13 protein-coding genes are annotated in these 18116 nt (G+C 67.7%); 10 read left to right on the top strand and 3 right to left on the bottom strand.

What is annotated here, in order from left to right; translation table 11 throughout:
- Nucleotides 1-485: 485 nt before the first annotated feature.
- The 9 genes from ngcE to ACTWQR_RS26885 all read left to right on the top strand — a co-directional run bounded on the left by ngcE (nucleotide 486) and on the right by ACTWQR_RS26885 (nucleotide 12805).
- Nucleotides 486-1937 carry an N-acetylglucosamine/diacetylchitobiose ABC transporter substrate-binding protein gene (ngcE, locus tag ACTWQR_RS26925; RefSeq protein ID WP_443229747.1) on the top strand — a complete coding sequence of 484 codons (1452 nt, stop codon included), beginning with the start codon at nucleotides 486-488 and terminating at the stop codon, nucleotides 1935-1937.
- 60 nt (nucleotides 1938-1997) lie between these two features.
- Nucleotides 1998-2921 (top strand): carbohydrate ABC transporter permease, encoded by a 924-nt coding sequence (locus ACTWQR_RS26920; RefSeq protein ID WP_443229746.1) that lies wholly within the window; start codon nucleotides 1998-2000, stop codon nucleotides 2919-2921.
- An 11-nt stretch (nucleotides 2922-2932) separates the two neighbouring features.
- Nucleotides 2933-3856: a carbohydrate ABC transporter permease gene (locus tag ACTWQR_RS26915; RefSeq protein WP_443229745.1), complete on the top strand. Its 924-nt coding sequence runs from the start codon at nucleotides 2933-2935 to the stop codon at nucleotides 3854-3856.
- A gap of 193 nt (nucleotides 3857-4049) precedes the next feature.
- Nucleotides 4050-5249 carry an ROK family transcriptional regulator gene (locus ACTWQR_RS26910; RefSeq protein WP_443229744.1) on the top strand — a complete coding sequence of 400 codons (1200 nt, stop codon included), beginning with the start codon at nucleotides 4050-4052 and terminating at the stop codon, nucleotides 5247-5249.
- A gap of 133 nt (nucleotides 5250-5382) precedes the next feature.
- Nucleotides 5383-6489: a sugar ABC transporter substrate-binding protein gene (locus tag ACTWQR_RS26905; RefSeq protein ID WP_443229785.1), complete on the top strand. Its 1107-nt coding sequence runs from the start codon at nucleotides 5383-5385 to the stop codon at nucleotides 6487-6489.
- A 206-nt stretch (nucleotides 6490-6695) separates the two neighbouring features.
- Nucleotides 6696-7487 carry an ATP-binding cassette domain-containing protein gene (locus tag ACTWQR_RS26900; protein WP_443229743.1) on the top strand — a complete coding sequence of 264 codons (792 nt, stop codon included), beginning with the start codon at nucleotides 6696-6698 and terminating at the stop codon, nucleotides 7485-7487.
- Complete coding sequence (locus ACTWQR_RS26895) at nucleotides 7484-8779, top strand: sugar ABC transporter permease (protein ID WP_443229742.1); 1296 nt, start codon at nucleotides 7484-7486, stop codon at nucleotides 8777-8779. The genes ACTWQR_RS26900 and ACTWQR_RS26895 overlap by 4 nt, the downstream gene beginning before the upstream one ends.
- Nucleotides 8780-9142: 363 nt before the next feature.
- Nucleotides 9143-11110, top strand: a complete 1968-nt coding sequence (dxs, locus tag ACTWQR_RS26890; protein WP_443229741.1) for a 1-deoxy-D-xylulose-5-phosphate synthase — start codon at nucleotides 9143-9145, stop codon at nucleotides 11108-11110.
- A gap of 171 nt (nucleotides 11111-11281) precedes the next feature.
- Nucleotides 11282-12805: an amino acid permease gene (locus tag ACTWQR_RS26885; protein WP_443229740.1), complete on the top strand. Its 1524-nt coding sequence runs from the start codon at nucleotides 11282-11284 to the stop codon at nucleotides 12803-12805.
- Nucleotides 12806-12888: 83 nt separating this feature from the next.
- Here the strand turns inward: ACTWQR_RS26885 and ACTWQR_RS26880 are convergent, their stop codons facing one another.
- Nucleotides 12889-13263, bottom strand: a complete 375-nt coding sequence (locus tag ACTWQR_RS26880) for an NTP pyrophosphohydrolase (RefSeq protein WP_443229739.1) — start codon at nucleotides 13261-13263, stop codon at nucleotides 12889-12891.
- A 72-nt stretch (nucleotides 13264-13335) separates the two neighbouring features.
- On the opposite strand from ACTWQR_RS26880, the gene ACTWQR_RS26875 reads away from it, so the two are divergent.
- A complete protein-coding gene (locus ACTWQR_RS26875; RefSeq protein WP_443229738.1) occupies nucleotides 13336-14370 on the top strand; it encodes a hypothetical protein in 1035 nt (344 codons plus the stop codon).
- 166 nt (nucleotides 14371-14536) lie between these two features.
- On the opposite strand, the gene ACTWQR_RS26870 is transcribed toward ACTWQR_RS26875, so the two are convergent.
- Nucleotides 14537-16663, bottom strand: coding sequence for a 3-hydroxyacyl-CoA dehydrogenase NAD-binding domain-containing protein (locus ACTWQR_RS26870; protein ID WP_443229737.1), 2127 nt, complete (start codon nucleotides 16661-16663; stop codon nucleotides 14537-14539).
- Entirely contained in the window at nucleotides 16660-17886 is a 1227-nt protein-coding gene (locus tag ACTWQR_RS26865) for a thiolase family protein (RefSeq protein ID WP_443229736.1), read from the bottom strand. Before ACTWQR_RS26865 ends, ACTWQR_RS26870 begins: the two co-directional genes overlap by 4 nt.
- Between the last annotated feature and the right edge of the window lie 230 nt (nucleotides 17887-18116).

Below are 18116 nucleotides of genomic sequence, written 5' to 3'. Positions count from 1 at the left end.
CCAGTAGGGCGTCAAGTGACCAGTGATGTCAAGGGTGTTGAGTGTGGCGTATGGGGGTACTGTCGTGGCTCACCTGTCGCTTCGCCCACCAGGTCACCCGCGGGGCGATCTGTGGTCCACCTGCGGAGCGACCTGTCGGCTTCCTGTGCGCGTCTCGGGCACGTCCTGTGCGGCCGACGTGCGGGGAACCTGTCGGCGGCTCATATTTCCGCGAGGTCTCACTTCGGGAAAGAACGTCGGCCAACACTGCATTCGATCTTGCTCCCCCGGCCGGAAGTGGACTATACCTGTCGGCGTCTGCCCCAGTCGTTCGACCGGTCGCGGACAGGCAATGGCCACAGGGACGAGGGGGCGCGGCAAACACCGAATGCCGTACATTCCCGCTGATCCCGGTCCTGAAAGTGCACGACCCCAGCTTCACCAACCGCGGTGCCGGGGAGGGTCCGGTTCACCGCCTGAGTCCTGATGAAGGCGAGGACTTGAGCATGGGATCCACTTCCGCCCACAACAACCGTGAGGGCGTCGGCCGCCGCGATCTGATCAAGCGGTCCGCTGCGCTCGGCCTGATTTCCGTACCCACGATGAGTTTCCTGTCGGCGTGTGCCACCGGCGGTGGGGGTGACGACAAGGAGACCAAGGCGCCCGGTGGCGAGAAGTCCGCGGCGAACCCGCTGGGAGTGAAGAAGGGCGCCGCGATGGAGGCGTTCATCTTCAAGGGCGGCCTGGGCGACCAGTACGCCAGGGACGCCGAGGCCGACTACAACAAGACGTACGGCGTCACGGTCAAACACACCGGTACGCAGCAGGTCGGCCCCAAGCTGACCCCGCGTTTCGCGGGCGGCAACCCGCCGGATGTCATCGACAACTCCGGCGCCGACCACCTCGACATGAACAAGCTGTCCTCGCAGGGCCAGTTGCAGGACCTTCAGAGCCTGCTCGACGCCCCCTCCATGGACGACGCCGACAAGAAGATCTCGGACGTCATCCACCCGAGCACCATCGAGAAGGGTATGCACGGCGACGTCTTCGACGTGCTCTATTACGCCTTCACGATCTACGGCACCTGGTTCTCGCAGAAGGCCCTGGACGACAACGGCTGGGAATACCCGAAGACCCTCGACGAGATGGTCACGCTCTGCGGCGAGATCAAGAAGGAGGGCATCGCGCCCTGGACGTACGCGGGCAAATACCCGTACTACGTCCACTTCAACCTGTTCGCCCAGATCGCCAAGATCGGCGGTATGGACAGCTGGATCGAGATCGACAACTTGGAGCCCAACGCCTGGACCAAGAACGACGCGGTCAAGCAGGTCGTCGAGCACTACGAGGAACTGGCCGCCAAGAAGTACTTCCTGCAGGGCAGTCAGGGCCTGACCCACATCCAGTCGCAGACCGCCTGGAACAAGGGCAAGGCCATCTTCATCCCCAACGGCTCCTGGGTGGAGAACGAGGCCGCCCCGACCACGCCGAAGGATTTCCAGATGGCGGTCGGCGCCCTCTTCGACGGCGGCTCCGGCGACAAGATGCCGCACGGCACGCTGCGCGGCGAGCCGAGTGAGCCGTACATCGTGGCCGGCAAGGGGAAGAACCCCGCAGGTGGCATGGAGCTCCTTCGCATCATGCTCTCCAAGAAGCACGCGCAGAACTTCGCGACGAAGGTCAAGTCGTTGACCTGTGTGGTCGATGCAACCGAGGGCATGACTCTCTCGCCGGGTCTTGCCTCCGCGAGCAGTGTCTTCAAGGCGGCCGGTGACAACCTCATCAGTCTCCAGCTCCAGGAGTGGTACCCGACGCTCACCGACGAGAAGATCGGCGGTCTCACCGGCCAGCTCCTCACCGGTGACCTGAAGGCCGCCGACTGGATCAAGAAGACGCAGGCGTACGCCGACGCGGTCAAGAAGGACGACTCCGTCCAGAAGTTCACGCGTGAGAAGTAGCGAGAAGTAGACCGCCAGTCCGGCAACGCGGCAGACAAAGGGGAAGGGCCGGGAAGCGCAATGCAACACGGCAAGTACCGATTCATCGTGGGCTTCCTGGCCCTACCAGTGATCATTTACGCGGTCTTCGTGATCTCGCCGTTCGTCCAGGCGTTCCAGATCTCGTTGACCGACTGGTCGGGTCTCGTCGGAACGGCGAAGTTCGTCGGCTTCGAGAATTTCGAAAAGCTGTGGGACAGCGAGGACTTCTGGAACGCGCTGCGCCACAACGTCTACATGCTGATCGCCGTCCCGGTCATCACGCTCGGGCTCGGCCTGTTCTTCGCCTTCATGCTCAATCTCGGCGGAAAACGCAAGAAGAACGAAGTGATCACCGGCGTCACCGGTACGAGTATCTACCGCTTCGTCTTCTTCTTCCCGCAGGTCATCTCGATCACGATCATCGCCGTCATCTGGTTCAACATCTACAACCCCGATCCGGACGACGGCATGCTCAACTCCCTGCTCGGCGCGGTGGGTCTGGACAGCTGGCAGAACTCCTGGCTGGGCGAGAAGAGCCTCGCCCTGCTCTGCATCATGGCCGTGATGATCTGGTCGCACGTCGGCTTCTACGTGGTGCTGTTCTCGGCGGCGATGGCGTCCATTCCCCGTGACATCTACGAGGCGGCGCTCCTCGACGGCGCCAACCGCGTCCACACCTTCTTCCGCATCACGCTGCCGCTCCTGTGGGACACGGTGCAGACCGGCTGGGTGTACATGGGGATCATCGCCCTCGACGGCTTCGCCCTGGTCCAGATCATGTCGGTGAACATGGGAGGTCCCGACGGCGCCACCGACGTCATGCCGTTGCGCCTCTACCTCACGGCATTCCGCGACAGCCAGTTCGGCTACGCGTCCGCGATGGGCATCGCGATGCTCATCGTGACCATGACGTTCGCAGTGCTCACGTTGCGCTTCGCGCGCCGTGAGCGGATCGAGTTCTAGGGGTACGGCGGATGACGACCGAAATCGACAAGGTGGCCCCGGCGGACGAACCCCGCCCGAGCGTCACCAAGAAGCTCGGCCCGACCGACGGTCGCAGCTCCGAGGGCGGAGTACTCCACGTCTTCTCACACGGCATGCTCATCGTGTGGGCGCTCATGGTGGGCGTACCGCTGCTGTGGGTGCTCTGGAGCTCGTTCAAGACCAGCAACGGCATCCTCACCGACCCCTGGGGCCTGCCCACCTCGTTCCACTTCGAGAACTGGGCCAACGCCTGGAACAAGGCGAACATGGGCCAGTACTTCGTCAACACCATCATCGTCGTGGGCGGTTCGGTGATCGGGACGATGGTGCTCGGTTCCATGGCCGCGTACGTGCTGGCCCGCTTCACCTTCCCGGGCAACCGGCTGATCTACTTCATGTTCGTGGCCGGTATGTCGTTCCCGGTGTTCATGCTGGTCATCCCGCTCTTCTTCGTGTTGCGGGACTTCCCGGGATCCTCGCTGCTCGCCACGTACCAGGGTCTGATCCTCGTCTACATCGCGTACTCGCTCCCGTTCACGGTGTTCTTCATGACGGCGTTCTTCCGGACGCTGCCGACCACCGTCGCCGAGGCGGCCCTGATCGACGGGGCGTCGCACACCCGGACCTTCTTCCAGGTGATGCTGCCGATGGCCAAGCCGGGCCTGATCAGCATCGGGATCTTCAACTTCCTGGGGCAGTGGAACCAGTACCTGCTGCCCATGGTGCTCAACCAGGAAGAGGACAAGTACGTCCTCACCCAGGGCCTCGCCACGATCGCCTTGCAGCAGGGCTACGAGAACGACTGGGGCGCCCTGATGGCCGGCATGATGATCGCGATGCTGCCGGTCCTGGTCGTGTACGTGATCTTCCAGCGCCAGGTGCAGGCGGGCCTCACCGCGGGCGCCCTCAAGTAACGGTTCGGCTGTCGGTTCGGTTTGCGAGGGTGGTCCCGGAATGAAACCGGGGCCACCCTTGCGTATACGGGTGCGAAGACAGCGCTCCTCGCTCAACCTCTTGACGGGAGGCAGGCCCAACGCTCAGCTTAGAGTTCACTAGTTGGACATAGACGGGGCCTCGCCGAGGCGGCCCCGTACGCAGGAGGTCGTCGTGGAGACTCCCGGTTCGCAGTCGTCGCTGCACCGAGCAAATCTCGAACGGGTCGTACGCGCGGTGCGCCTGGCCGGATCGCTCACGCAGGCGGAGATCGCGAGGACGACGGGGCTGTCCGCCGCCACGGTCTCCAACATCGTCCGGGAGCTCAAGGACGGCGGAACGGTCGAGGTCACGCCCACTTCGGCGGGCGGCCGCAGGGCCCGCAGCGTCAGCCTCAGCGGCGACGCCGGCATCGTGATCGGCGTCGACTTCGGACACACGCATTTGCGCGTCGCGGTCGGAAATCTCGCCCACCAGGTGCTGGCCGAGGAGTCCGAGCCGCTGGACGTGGACGCCTCCGCCGCGCAGGGCCTCGACCGGGCGGAACAGCTGGTCAGCCGCCTGATCGCGGCCACCGGAGTCGACCGCACCAAGATCGCGGGCGTCGGTCTCGGCGTTCCGGGACCGATCGACGTGGAGTCCGGCACGCTCGGCTCGACCGCGATCCTGCCGGGCTGGACGGGCACCAAGCCCGCCGAGGAGCTGCGGGGGCGCCTCGGCGTGCCGGTGCACGTGGACAACGACGCCAACCTCGGTGCCCTCGGCGAACTCGTCTGGGGGAGCGGCCGGGGCGTTCGGGACCTGGCGTACATCAAGGTCGCGAGCGGTGTCGGTGCCGGCCTCGTCATCAACGGCAAGATCTATCGCGGCCCCGGTGGCACAGCGGGAGAAATCGGGCATATTACTCTTGATGAGTCCGGCCCTGTCTGCCGCTGTGGCAACCGGGGCTGTCTGGAGACCTTCGCGGCCGCGCGCTATGTGCTACCGCTCCTCCAGTCCAGCCATGGCACGGATCTGACGATGGAAGGTGTCGTGCGACTGGCGAGGGACGGAGATCCGGGCTGTCGTCGGGTGATCGCCGACGTCGGCCGCCACATCGGCAGTGGAGTCGCCAATCTCTGCAACTTGCTCAACCCGAGCCGGGTGGTCCTCGGAGGCGATCTCGCCGAGGCCGGAGAGCTCGTTCTCGGGCCCATCAGGGAGTCGGTCGGCCGCTATGCGATCCCCAGCGCGGCACGCCAGCTTTCCGTTCTGCCAGGGGCACTTGGCGGTCGGGCGGAGGTCCTCGGGGCACTCGCTCTCGCACTCAGCGAGATGGGTGATTCAACCCTTTTGGACGGGACGCTCACTGCGGCCACACCTGCCTTCACTTAGAGAACGGATGGCACCGTTGCCATCTCGTTAAGGATTTACTTCTTGACGTCGCACAAGTGGCCGAGTTGACTTCCAGTCACCTCGGTCGCAACGTCGCGGCCTCGTCAGGGAGGTTTCTGAAGTGAACACGCGTATGCGTCGTGCCGCCTTTGCCATTGCCGCAGGTGCGATGGCTGTCTCGCTGGCTGCCTGTGGCAGCGCCGAGGAGTCGGGTGACGACAACGACTCCACCGGGTCCGCAGCCAAGGGCGACGACATCAAGGTCGGCCTGCTCCTGCCGGAGAACCAGACCGCGCGCTACGAGAAGTTCGACAAGCCCTTGATCGAGAAGAAGGTCAAGGAGCTCACGAACAACAAGGCCGAGATCGTCTACGCCAACGCCAAGCAGGACGCGACCACCCAGAACCAGCAGGTCGACACGATGATCACCAACAAGGTGGATGTGTTGATCGTGGACGCGGTGGACTCCAAGGCCATCGCGAACTCGGTGAAGAAGGCCAAGGACGCGGACATCCCGGTCGTCGCCTACGACCGCCTGGCAGAGGGCCCGATCGACGCCTACACCTCGTTCGACAACGAAGAGGTCGGCCGCGTCCAGGGCAAGGCGCTCCTGGACGCCCTGGGCAGCAAGGCCACGCCCGCCGCCAAGATCGTCATGATGAACGGCGCGAGCACCGACCCGAACGCCGCCCTCTTCAAGAAGGGCGCGCTGTCCGAGCTCCAGGGCAAGGTCGACATCGAGAAGTCGTACGACACCAAGGAGTGGAAGCCGGAGAACGCCAACGCCAACATGGAAGGCGCGATCTCCGCGGTCGGCAAGAACAACATCGTCGGTGTCTACTCCGCCAACGACGGCATGGCGGGCGGCATCATCACCGCCCTGAAGGCCGCGGGCGTCTCCCCGCTCCCGCCGGTCACCGGCCAGGACGCGGAGCTCGCCGGTGTGCAGCGCATCGTCGCGGGTGAGCAGTTCATGAGCGTCTACAAGCCCTACCCGCAGGAGGCGGACGTCGCCGCGGAGATGGCCGTCGCCCTCGCCCAGGGCAAGTCGCTCGACTCCATCGCCAAGACCGAGGTCGACAGCCCCACCACCAAGGGCGTCCCCTCGGTGCTCGTCCCGGTCATCTCGCTGACCAAGGACAACATCAACGACACCGTCATCAAGGACGGCATCTACACGGTCGACGAGATCTGCACCGCCAAGTTCAAGACCGCCTGCGGCAAGGTCGGCCTGAACTAGGTACCGGCAGGTCCCTTACCGCGTACGGGAGTTCCCAGTGAATTCCCGTGCGGGGCTTGATGCCCGTACGGGACTTGCGTACTCGAAGCCCCTCCGGCGCCCCGCAACCACCAGCCCCGCAAGCTAGGGCGGGGCGCCGGAAGGAACACTTCACTTCCCTCCACATTCTTCTGCACAACCTCCCGCCGGGTCAGGCGGCGAAGGAGATGGTTAACGTGTCCGCTACGCCTGTTCTGGCGTTGCGCGGGGTCTCCAAGCGGTTCGGTGCCGTCCAGGCGCTCACCGACGTAGAGCTCGAGGTCCACGCCGGCGAGGTGGTCGCCCTCGTCGGCGACAACGGCGCCGGAAAGTCCACGCTGGTCAAGACGATCGCCGGCGTGCACCCCATCGATGAGGGTGTCATCGAATGGGACGGCAAGACCGTCCAGATCAACAAGCCGCACGACGCCCAGAACCTGGGCATCGCGACCGTCTACCAGGACCTCGCGCTGTGCGACAACATCGACGTCGTCGGCAACCTCTACCTGGGCCGCGAGGTGATGAAGCGCGGCGTCCTGGACGAGGTCGAGATGGAGCGCCGCTCCCTCGAGCTGCTCAAGACGCTGTCGATCCGCATCCCCAGCGTGCGCATCCCGATCGCCTCGCTCTCCGGCGGTCAGCGCCAGACCGTGGCCATCGCCCGCTCCATGCTCGGCGAGCCCAAACTGGTCATCCTCGACGAGCCCACCGCGGCCCTCGGTGTCGAGCAGACCGCCCAGGTCCTCGACCTGGTCGAGCGGCTGCGCGAGCGCGGTCACGCGGTCCTCCTCATCAGCCACAACATGGCCGACGTGAAGGCCGTCGCCGACAAGGTGGCCGTGCTCCGGCTCGGCCGCAACAACGGCGTGTTCGAGGTCAAGACCACCTCGCAGGAAGAGATCATCTCCGCCATCACCGGTGCCACGGACAACGCCGTGACCCGTCGTGCGGCGCGCGGTAACGGGGAGGTTCAGAAGTGAGCATCGACAAGACCTCTGTGACGCCGGAGGACGCGCACGTCGTCGAGAACCCCGAGGCCGCCGCGGGCGCCGACGTCGCCGTCGACCCCCGGCTGCTGGTGCGCGAGCGCGGCTTCGCTGGCTACTTCGACGAGTTCAAGCGCAAGATGCGCGCCGGTGACCTGGGCTCCATCCCGGTCGTCGTCGGCCTCATCGTCATCTGTGTCATCTTCCAGAGCCTCAACTCGGCCTTCCTCTCCGCCGAGAACCTCAACAACATCGCCGTCGCGATGGTCGCCACCGGCATGATGTCCGTCGGCATCATCTTCGTGCTGCTGCTCGGCGAGATCGACCTGTCGGTCGGCTCGGTCAGTGGTGTGGCGGGCGCCCTCATGGCCGTCCTGAGCGTCACGCACGGCGTGAACGAGTGGCTGGCCGTACTCATCGCCCTCGCCGGCGGTGCGGCCATCGGCGCGATGCACGGGTTCTTCTTCGCCAGGATCGGGGCGCCCGCGTTCGCGGTCACCCTGGCAGGACTGTTGTTCTGGCTCGGCTTCATGCTCCAGATCCTGGGCGAGAACGGCACCATCAACATCGACGGCGACGGCGTGGTCGGCAAGCTGACCACGTACTACTTCTCGGACGTCGCGGCCGCCTACGGGCTCGCCATCGTCGCGGTCGCGCTGTTCTTCGTCAGCTCCTTCCTGGACAGCCGTCGCCGCGAGGCCGCGGGCATCCCGGCCCGGCCGCTCGTCGACCTCGTGGTGCGCACCGCGGTGCTGGCGATCGTCGCCTTCGCCGCCGCGATCATGTTCAACCAGTACAAGGGCCTGCCGCTGGCGCTGCTGCTGTTCATCCTGGTCCTGGTGATCACGGACTTCGTGCTGCGTCGTACGGGCTACGGCCGCAAGATCTTCGCGCTCGGCGGCAGCGTCGAGGCGTCCCGGCGTGCGGGTATCAACGTCACGGCGGTACGGATCTCCGTGTTCGGCATCGCGGGCTTCTTCGCCGCGGTCGGTGGTCTGTTCTGGGCCTCGAAGATCGCCGCGGCGAACCAGAGTGCCGGTGCGGGTGACCTTCTGATGAACGTCATCGCGGCGGCCGTCATCGGTGGCACCAGCCTCTTCGGTGGGCGCGGGCGTACGTGGAACGCGTTGCTCGGTGTCATGGTGATCACCTCGATCCAGTACGGGCTGGCGCTCGAGGGCATCGCTACGCCGGTCGTGTACATGGTCACCGGTGGTGTGCTGCTCGCCACGGTCGTCATCGACTCCATCACCCGCAAGACGCAGAAGACCGCGGGGCGGGCGTAGCGGTTTGGCAGAGGGCGTCGTGGGAGTTGCGCGGCGTTTGTGAGCTGTGGGTTGTTCGTGGCTGGTCGCGCAGTTCCCCGCGCCCCTTGCGGGGGCGGCGGCCTGACGTCGGTTTCCATGACCTGGTTTGGTCGTGGAAGCCGACGTTTGGCGTTTCTCAGACCGTGACCGGGCGGACTGTGATGTCCGTCATGCTTCCACCCGCTGTGCTCGTACACGTTTGGTGGACGGGTCAATGGGCGAGATGTTGTACGGCCGATCGCGTGACGTACGACGCACAGCCCGGACTCCGCCGGAAAAGGCGGAACATTAGACTCGACAGACCCGGCAAAGCTCGATCAGCTCTACTGCAAGGAGGCACGGGTGCCGCTGCTGACCCGCATCAGGGGACCGCGCGATCTGGACCGGCTCAGCCTGGAGCAGCTGGACCAGCTGGCCGACGAGATCCGGACCTTCCTCGTCGACGCGGTCTCCAAGACCGGCGGCCACCTCGGCCCCAATCTCGGTGTCGTCGAGCTGACCATCGCCCTGCACCGCGTCTTCGAATCCCCGCAGGACAGGATCCTGTGGGACACCGGACACCAGTCCTACGTCCACAAGCTGCTCACGGGCCGTCAGGACTTCTCGAAGCTCAAGATGAAGGGCGGCCTGTCCGGCTACCCCTCGCAGGCCGAGTCCGAGCACGACGTCATCGAGAACTCGCACGCCTCCACGGTCCTCGGCTGGGCCGACGGCCTCGCGAAAGCCAACGAGGTCCGCCGAAAAGACGACCACGTGGTCGCGGTCATCGGCGACGGCGCCCTCACCGGAGGCATGGCCTGGGAGGCGCTCAACAACATCGCGGACGCCAAGGACCGCCCGCTGGTCATCGTCGTCAACGACAACGAGCGTTCGTACGCACCCACCATCGGCGGCCTCGCCAACCACCTGGCGACCCTGCGCACCACCGACGGCTACGAGCGCTTCCTGGCCCGCGGGAAGGACCTGCTGGAGCGCACGCCCGTCGTCGGCAGGCCCCTCTACGAGACCCTGCACGGCGCCAAGAAGGGCCTCAAGGACTTCATCGCCCCCCAGGGCATGTTCGAGGACCTCGGCCTCAAGTACGTCGGCCCGATCGATGGCCACGACATCGAGGCCCTGGAGTCGGCGCTCGTGCGCGCAAAGCGGTTCGGCGGCCCGGTCATCGTGCACTGCCTCACCGAGAAGGGCCGCGGCTACCAGCCCGCCCTCCGGGACGAGGCCGACCGCTTCCACGGCATCGGTCCCATCCACCCCGACACAGGCCTGCCGATCAAGGCTTCGGGCGCCGACTGGACCTCCGTCTTCGGCGACGAGATGGTCGAACTCGGCAGGGAGCGCGAGGACATCGTCGCGATCACCGCGGCGATGCTGCAGCCGGTCGGCCTGAAGAAGTTCGCGGACGCCTTCCCGGACCGCATCTACGACGTCGGCATCGCCGAGCAGCACGGCGCGGTCTCCGCGGCCGGCCTCGCGGCCGGTGGGCTGCACCCCGTCTTCGCCGTCTACGCGACCTTCCTCAACCGCGCCTTCGACCAGGTGCTGATGGACGTGGCCCTGCACAAGTGCGGCGTCACCTTCGTCCTCGACCGGGCCGGCATCACCGGCACCGACGGCGCCTCGCACAACGGTATGTGGGACATGTCCATCCTCCAGGTCGTCCCAGACCTGCGGCTGGCCGCCCCGCGCGACGCCGACCAGGTCCGCGCCCAGCTGCGCGAGGCCGTCGAGGTCGACGACGCGCCGACCGTGGTCCGCTTCTCCAAGGGCGCGGTCGGGCCCGCCGTCCCCGCCGTGGGCCGGATCGGCGGCATGGACGTGCTGCGCGAGCCGGGCACCGACGCTCCGGACGTGCTCCTCGTCTCGGTCGGCGCGCTCGCGCCGATGTGCCTGGAGATCGCCGGCCTCCTCGACAAGCAGGGCATCACCACGACCGTCGTCGACCCCCGCTGGGTCAAGCCGGTCGACGAGGCCATGGCCCCGCTCGCCGAGCAGCACCGCGTGGTCGTCACCGTCGAGGACAACTCCCGCGTCGGCGGCGTCGGTTCGGCGATCGCGCAGGCCCTGCGCGACGCGGGCGTCGACGTACCGCTGCGGGACTTCGGGATCCCGCCGCGCTTCCTCGACCACGCCTCCCGCAAGGAGGTCATGGCCGAGATCGGACTGACCGCGCCGGACATCGCGCGCCAGGTCACCGGTCTCGTCGCCAAGCTCGACGGCCTCCCCCACTCCCGGCTCCGCCCGAGCGGGGGGACCCCCATCGAGCGCACCGCCGCCGAGGCCGTGGACGCGGTGGAGCCCGTACGCGACTGACGCGATGCCAGGTCGCGACCGACGCGTCCCGATGGGCCGGTTTCAGCATCCTTTACGGTGGTGAAACCGGCCCATTCGCGTGAAACCCGCCGCGCCGGGGCATACGGACCACGCCCCCTCTCGATCATGTCTCGATCATGTCGAGGTCGACTCAGCGTGGGAGGTACGACCGTGAGCAGCACCCTCTTCAGGACGAAGAAGGTCGAGCAGTCCATCCTGGACACCGAGGAACCCGAGCACGCGCTCAAGAAATCCCTGTCCGCCCTGGACCTGACGGTCTTCGGCGTCGGTGTCATCATCGGCACCGGCATCTTCGTTCTCACCGGTACGGTCGCCAGGAACAACGCCGGCCCGTCCGTAGCCCTGGCCTTCGTCGCGGCCGGGGTCGTCTGCGCGCTCGCCGCGCTCTGCTACGCCGAGTTCGCCTCCACGGTCCCGGTCGCCGGATCCGCGTACACCTTCTCGTACGCCTCGCTCGGTGAACTGCCCGCCTGGATCATCGGCTGGGACCTGGTCCTCGAGTTCGCGCTGGGCACGGCGGTGGTGGCCGTCGGCTGGTCCGGCTACGTCGCCTCGCTGATGGACAACGCGGGGTGGCAGCTCCCCGAGGCGCTCAGCGGCAGAGAGGGCGCCGACGGCTTCGGCTTCGACATCCTCGCCGCCGCGCTGGTCCTGGTGCTCACCGGCATCCTCGTGCTCGGCATGAAGCTCTCGGCACGGATCACCTCGCTCGTGGTCGCCATCAAGGTGACCGTCGTCCTCGTCGTGATCATCGCCGGTGCCTTCTTCATCGAGGGCGACAACTACGACCCGTTCATCCCGGACTCCAAGCCGGTGCCGGCCGGCGACAGTCTCCAATCCCCCCTCATCCAGCTGATGTTCAACTGGGCACCCGGCAACTTCGGTGTGATGGGCATCTTCACCGCGGCCTCCGTCGTCTTCTTCGCCTTCATCGGCTTCGACGTCGTGGCCACGGCCGCCGAGGAGACCAGGAACCCGCAGCGGGACATGCCGCGCGGCATTCTCGGCTCGCTGCTCATCTGCACGACTCTGTACGTCGCGGTGTCGATCGTCGTCACCGGCATGCAGAACTACACCCGGCTCTCGGTGGACGCTCCGCTGGCCGACGCGTTCAAGGCCACCGGGCACCCCTGGTACGCGGGCTTCATCAGCTTCGGCGCCGCCGTCGGCCTGACCACGGTCTGCATGATCCTGCTCCTCGGCCAGACCCGGGTCTTCTTCGCGATGAGCCGCGACGGACTGCTGCCGCGCTTCTTCTCCCGCGTCCATCCGCGCTTCAAGACCCCGCACCGGCCGACCATCCTGCTCGGCGTGATCATCGCGATCGTCGCGGGCTTCACCAGCCTGAGCGAACTCGCCGAGCTGGTGAACATCGGCACGCTGTTCGCCTTCGTCGTCGTCGCGTTCGGCGTGATCATCCTCCGTCGCACCCGTCCCGAGCTGCACCGCTCCTTCCGCACCCCGCTGGTGCCCTTCCTGCCGATCGTGTCCGTCCTCGCCTCGCTGTGGCTGATGCTGAACCTGCCCGCCGAGACCTGGGTGCGGTTCGGCGTCTGGATGGCGATCGGCTTCTTCGTGTACTTCCTGTACGGCCGCTCCCACAGCCGCCTCGGACGGCACGAGGAGACCACGGTCGGCCAGGTTCTGAAGCCGCCGGGCAGTGACGCCCAGTAGCCGAACACCGCGACTCACCGGCCCCGTAGTCCCCGCTTCGGCGGAGACTACGGGGCCGGATCGCAAGCGAGTCGGGGCGAGAGCTAGGGCCGGACCGTCCGCGGGCCCGTGACGTCCGCCCCCAACTCGGCCACCCTGCGCCGCAGTTCGCGGTCGGCCGTGACCACAAGGCACGGGCGCCCCGCGGCCTCGGCGGCCAGCTCCACGATCCGGTCGTCGCCGCTGCCGGACGCCGGGTCGACCCGTACGTCCGGGACGGAGGCCACCCCACGGGCGGCTCCCTCGACCACAAGGACGACGTCCAGCGGACCCGGGTGTTCCGGAAGCCCCTCGGTGGCGTACGGGACGAGCCGGTCCCGGAGGCGCTCCGCGGCACCCCGGCGATCGCGCCACCAGCCGTCGGGCACGGATCCGACCACGTTGGCGGCGTCGACGATCAGGAGGAGAGGGGCGTCCATCAGGCCAGGGTCGCACGAGGCCAGGGCCGCATGAGGCGGATCACGCGGCCCGATTAGAGTGGGGGAGTGTCAATGGTCCGCACATGTAACGGCGACTGGCTCATAAGCCACCGGGACGGCCGACTCAGCGCCTACGCCCCGCGTGAGGAAGCGGTGTGGTGCCGGGCCGAGCACCACCCGGGCGGCGCCTGGGAGGCGGCGCCCCGCGCGGTCGGTGGCGCCCAGCGCGTGCAGCCCGTGCTGGGCGTGGGCCAAGGAGCCGACCAATACGCTCATCTGGCCTCGTGGCGGCCCACCGTCCCCGGCGAGGCCGGGCTCGTCCACACCACGCACTTCCGGCCGCTGCTCGCCGCTCTCGACTGGACCCCCTTGGGGCACCCGAACAAGACGGGCGACCGGACCGGCGTCCCGGCCGTCGCCGTCGACGCCGAGGGCCGCGCCCACGTCTTCGTACGCAACGCGGGCGGCGGCGTGAGCATGCGTGGCCAGAAGGAACGCGGCGGCTGGGGCCCCTGGCGCGACCTCAAAGGCCGCGACGTGGAAGGGGAGTTGGCGGCCGTGACGCGCGCCTCGGGACGTGTCGAGCTGTACGCGACCTCGCCGGACGGCATCCTGCGCTGGACCCAGGCGGGATCGGGCCACATCCCGGCACTCGACGAGGCACCGCTCAAGGTGGCGGCCAGGCCGGGGACCCTGCGGGCGCTGGCCACCTCCGAGGAGCACGTGACCCTGTTCTTCACGGACGAGACGGACACCCTGTGCGCCTGGCGAGCCGGCGAGGAGCCCGTCGCGCTGCTCACCGCCGCCGGTCCCGGCCCCGTGGCGGCCGTCCGCTGCCTGATCGAGGACCAGGACTGCACTCTGCTGGCCCAGTGCACGGCCGGCGGCCGGGTCGCCTTCGCCGCCTACCCGACCGAACTGGAGTCCGCCGGCGCCTGGTGGACCGAGTCCGGTCCCCAACTGCCGCCGGACGCCCAGGTGTCGCTGACGGAGGACGCCGACGGCCGTGTGGTCGCGGCAACGTTGTCCCCGTCGTCCGGCCGCCTCCTCGTCACCCGCCGCAAGGACGAGCCGGGGCTGGCGCTGAGGGCGTGGCAGGAGGTCTGACCCGCACGAGCTGTACGTCGCCCATAGGCGCAGAGCCGTCCTGGACGCGGAGAAGGCCGAACTGAGGGCGCGGCCCGCCGCGGCCGAGCAGGACGACGCGAGCGCATGAGAGAGGGGCCCTCCGCCGACCGGCGGAGGGCCCCTCTTCACGTACTCGCGTTCGGTGTCACGCCGGAACCGACGCCACGCCCGGAGCCAGGAACTTCTTGCCGTTCACGCGCTCCGACACACCCTCGCGGTCCAGGTACGGCGTGATGCCGCCCAGGTGGAAGGGCCAGCCGGCGCCCGTGATCAGGCACAGGTCGATGTCCTGGGCCTCGGCCACGACACCCTCGTCGAGCATGAGCCCGATCTCCTGGGCGACGGCGTCGAGCACCCGGGCCCGCACCTGCTCCTCGGTCAGGACGACATCGCCCTGCTTCAGCAGAGCCGCGACCTCGGGGTCGAGCTCCGGCTTCCCGGAGTCGTACACGTAGAAGCCGCGCTTGCCCGCCTTGACGACGGCCGCGAGGTTCGGGGAGACCGTGAAGCGGTCCGGGAAGGCCCGGTTGAGGGTCTCCGAGACGTGCAGACCGATCGCGGGGCCGACCAGCTCGAGGAGGACGAGAGGAGACATCGGGAGGCCCAGGGGCTCCACAGCCTTCTCCGCGACCTCGACCGACGTGCCCTCGTCGATGACGTTCTGGATCTCGCCCATGAAGCGCGTGAGGATGCGGTTCACGACGAACGCAGGGGCGTCCTTCACCAGAACAGCCGTCTTCTTCAGCTTCTTGGCGACGGCGAAGGCCGTGGCCAGCGAGGCGTCGTCGGTCTGCTCGCCGCGGACGATCTCCAGGAGGGGGAGGATCGCGACCGGGTTGAAGAAGTGGAAGCCGACGACCCGCTCGGGGTTCTTCAGCTTCGACGCCATCTCCGACACCGACAGGGACGAGGTGTTGGTGGCGAGGATCGCGTGCGCCGGGGCGACCGCCTCGACCTCCGCGAACACCTGCTGCTTGACGCCGATCTCCTCGAACACGGCCTCGATGACGAAGTCCGCGTCGGAGAAGCCCTCGGCCTTGTCGAGGACACCGGTGACCAGGGCCTTCAGGCGGTTGGCCTTGTCCTGGTTGATCCGGCCCTTGCCGAGCAGCTTGTCGATCTCGGCGTGGACGTAGCCCACACCCTTGTCGACGCGCTCCTGGTCGATGTCGGTCAGCACGACCGGCACCTCCAGACGGCGCAGGAAGAGCAGAGCGAGCTGCGAGGCCATCAGGCCCGCACCCACGACACCGACCTTCGTCACCGGACGCGCCAGGTTCTTGTCCGGCGCACCCGCCGGGCGCTTGGCGCGCTTCTGGACGAGGTTGAACGCGTAGATGCCGGACCGGAGTTCGCCGCCCATGATCAGGTCGGCGAGGGCCACGTCCTCGGCGTCGTACCCCTGCTGCAGGTCACCGTTCTTGGCCGCGGCGATGATGTCCAGCGCGCGGTACGCGGCCGGAGCCGCCCCGTGCACCTTGCCGTCGGCGATGAACCGGCCCTTGGCGACGGCCTGGTCCCAGGCCTCGCCGCGGTCGATCACCGGACGCTCGACCGCGATGTCGCCCTTGAGGACGGACGCCGTCCAGAGCAGCGACTGCTCCAGGAAGTCCGCGCCCTCGAAGATGGCGTCGGCGATACCGAGGTCGTAGACCTGCTGGCCCTTGAGCTGCTTGTTCTGGTTGAGCGAGTTCTCGATGACGACCGAGACGGCCTTGTCGGCGCCGATGAGGTTCGGAAGCAGCGTGCAGCCTCCCCAGCCGGGGACGAGGCCCAGGAAGACCTCGGGGAGCGAGAAGGCCGCGATCGCCTTCGACACCGTGCGGTACTCGCAGTGCAGCCCGACCTCGACGCCGCCGCCCATCGCCGCGCCGTTGTAGTACGCGAAGGTGGGTACAGCCAGGGCCGACAGGCGCTTGAAGACCTCGTGGCCGCCCTTGCCGATGGCGAGCGCGTCGTCGTGGTTCTTCAGGAGCTCCACGCCCTTGAGGTCCGCGCCGACCGCGAAGATGAACGGCTTGCCGGTGACGCCGACACCGATGATCTCGCCGGCCGCGGCATCCTTCTCGACCTGGTCGATCGCGGTGTTGAGGTTCGCCAGCGAGGCCGGGCCGAAGGTGGTCGGCTTGGTGTGGTCGAAGCCGTTGTCCAGCGTGATGAGCGCGAAGCGCCCGGCGCCGAACGGCAGGTCGAGGTGGCGTACGTTCGCGGACGTCACGACCTCGTCGGGGAACAGCTCGGCCGCGCCCTTCAGGAGTTCAGCGGTGCTCACTTGTCGCCTCCGGCGTCCTTGTGGTGCGGGTTCTCCCAGATGACCGTGGCGCCCATGCCGAAGCCGACGCACATGGTGGTGAGGCCGTAACGGACCTCCGGCTGCTCCTCGAACTGGCGGGCCAGCTGCGTCATCAGCCGGACGCCGGAGGAGGCCAGCGGGTGGCCGTACGCGATGGCGCCGCCGTACTGGTTGACGCGCGCGTCGTCGTCGGCGATGCCGTAGTGGTCGAGGAAGGCCAGGACCTGGATCGCGAACGCCTCGTTGATCTCGAAGAGGTTGATGTCCTCGATCGACAGACCGGCCTTGGCGAGGGCCTTCTCGGTCGCCGGGATGGGGCCGTAGCCCATCACCTCGGGCTCCACGCCCGCGAAGGCGTACGAGACGAGACGCATCTTGACCGGCAGGTTGTGCTCGCGGGCGAAGTCCTCGGAGGCGATGATCGAGGCGGTGGCGCCGTCGTTCAGACCGGCCGCGTTACCGGCGGTGACCCGGCCGTGCACGCGGAACGGCGTCTTGAGACCGGCGAGGTTCTCCAGCGTCGTGCCGGGGCGCATCGGCTCGTCCGCCGTGACCAGGCCCCAGCCCGTCTCGCCGACCTCCGCGTTGGTGTTGCGCACCGAGATCGGCACCAGGTCCTGCTGGATCTTGCCGTTGGCGTAGGCCTTGGCGGCCTTCTCCTGCGAGCGCACCGCGTACTCGTCGGCGCGCAGCTTGGTGATGTGCGGGTAGCGGTCGTGCAGGTTCTCCGCGGTCATGCCCATGAAGAGGGCGGACTCGTCGACCAGCTTCTCGCTCACGAACCGCGGGTTCGGGTCCACGCCCTCGCCCATCGGGTGGCGGCCCATGTGCTCGACACCACCGGCGATGACGGCGTCGTACGCACCGAAGGCGATGGAGCCCGCGGTGGTCGTGACGGCCGTGAGCGCACCGGCACACATGCGGTCGATCGAGTACCCGGGGACGGACTGCGGCAGCCCGGCCAGGATTCCGGCCGTGCGGCCGAGCGTCAGGCCCTGGTCGCCGATCTGCGTGGTCGCGGCGATGGCGACCTCGTCGATCTTCTTGGGGTCGAGACCGGGGTTGCGGCGCAGCAGCTCCCGGATCGCCTTCACGACGAGGTCGTCGGCGCGGGTCTCGTGGTAGATGCCCTTCGGGCCCGCCTTGCCGAACGGGGTGCGGACGCCGTCGACGAAGACGACGTCCCTGACGGTACGAGGCACGATGGCTCTCCTCCAGATGCGGGATGGCACTGCTACGCGACACACACGCCTGAGCGCGCGCTCACCTCCCATGCTACTTACGGGTAACCATGCTGCCCAGTCCGGGGGACGGGAGCGGCGAAGGTCACATCATAAAAACTCGCTGTGGTGGGGGGCGCCCGAAGGGGCGCGCGGCTGTGACCTATGCGGCTCCGCCGCGTGGGCGCGACCAGCCACATACGGCCCGCACC

The organism is Streptomyces sp. 2A115 (assembly GCF_052245575.1).
Taxonomy (GTDB): Bacteria; Actinomycetota; Actinomycetes; order Streptomycetales; family Streptomycetaceae; genus Streptomyces.
Note: the sequence above shows the minus strand (reverse complement) of the source record. Positions and strands in the feature narration are given on the sequence as shown.

What these genes read in the sequence shown, in the direction of transcription:
- ngcE (WP_443229747.1), top strand. Translation starts at nt 486, where the DNA reads ATGGGATCCACTTCCGCCCACAACAACCGTGAGGGCGTCGGCCGCCGC.
- ACTWQR_RS26920 (WP_443229746.1), top strand. Translation starts at nt 1,998, where the DNA reads ATGCAACACGGCAAGTACCGATTCATCGTGGGCTTCCTGGCCCTACCA.
- ACTWQR_RS26915 (WP_443229745.1), top strand. Translation starts at nt 2,933, where the DNA reads ATGACGACCGAAATCGACAAGGTGGCCCCGGCGGACGAACCCCGCCCG.
- ACTWQR_RS26905 (WP_443229785.1), top strand. Translation starts at nt 5,383, where the DNA reads ATGCGTCGTGCCGCCTTTGCCATTGCCGCAGGTGCGATGGCTGTCTCG.
- ACTWQR_RS26900 (WP_443229743.1), top strand. Translation starts at nt 6,696, where the DNA reads ATGGTTAACGTGTCCGCTACGCCTGTTCTGGCGTTGCGCGGGGTCTCC.
- ACTWQR_RS26880 (WP_443229739.1), bottom strand. Translation starts at nt 13,263, where the DNA reads ATGGACGCCCCTCTCCTCCTGATCGTCGACGCCGCCAACGTGGTCGGA.
- ACTWQR_RS26875 (WP_443229738.1), top strand. Translation starts at nt 13,336, where the DNA reads ATGGTCCGCACATGTAACGGCGACTGGCTCATAAGCCACCGGGACGGC.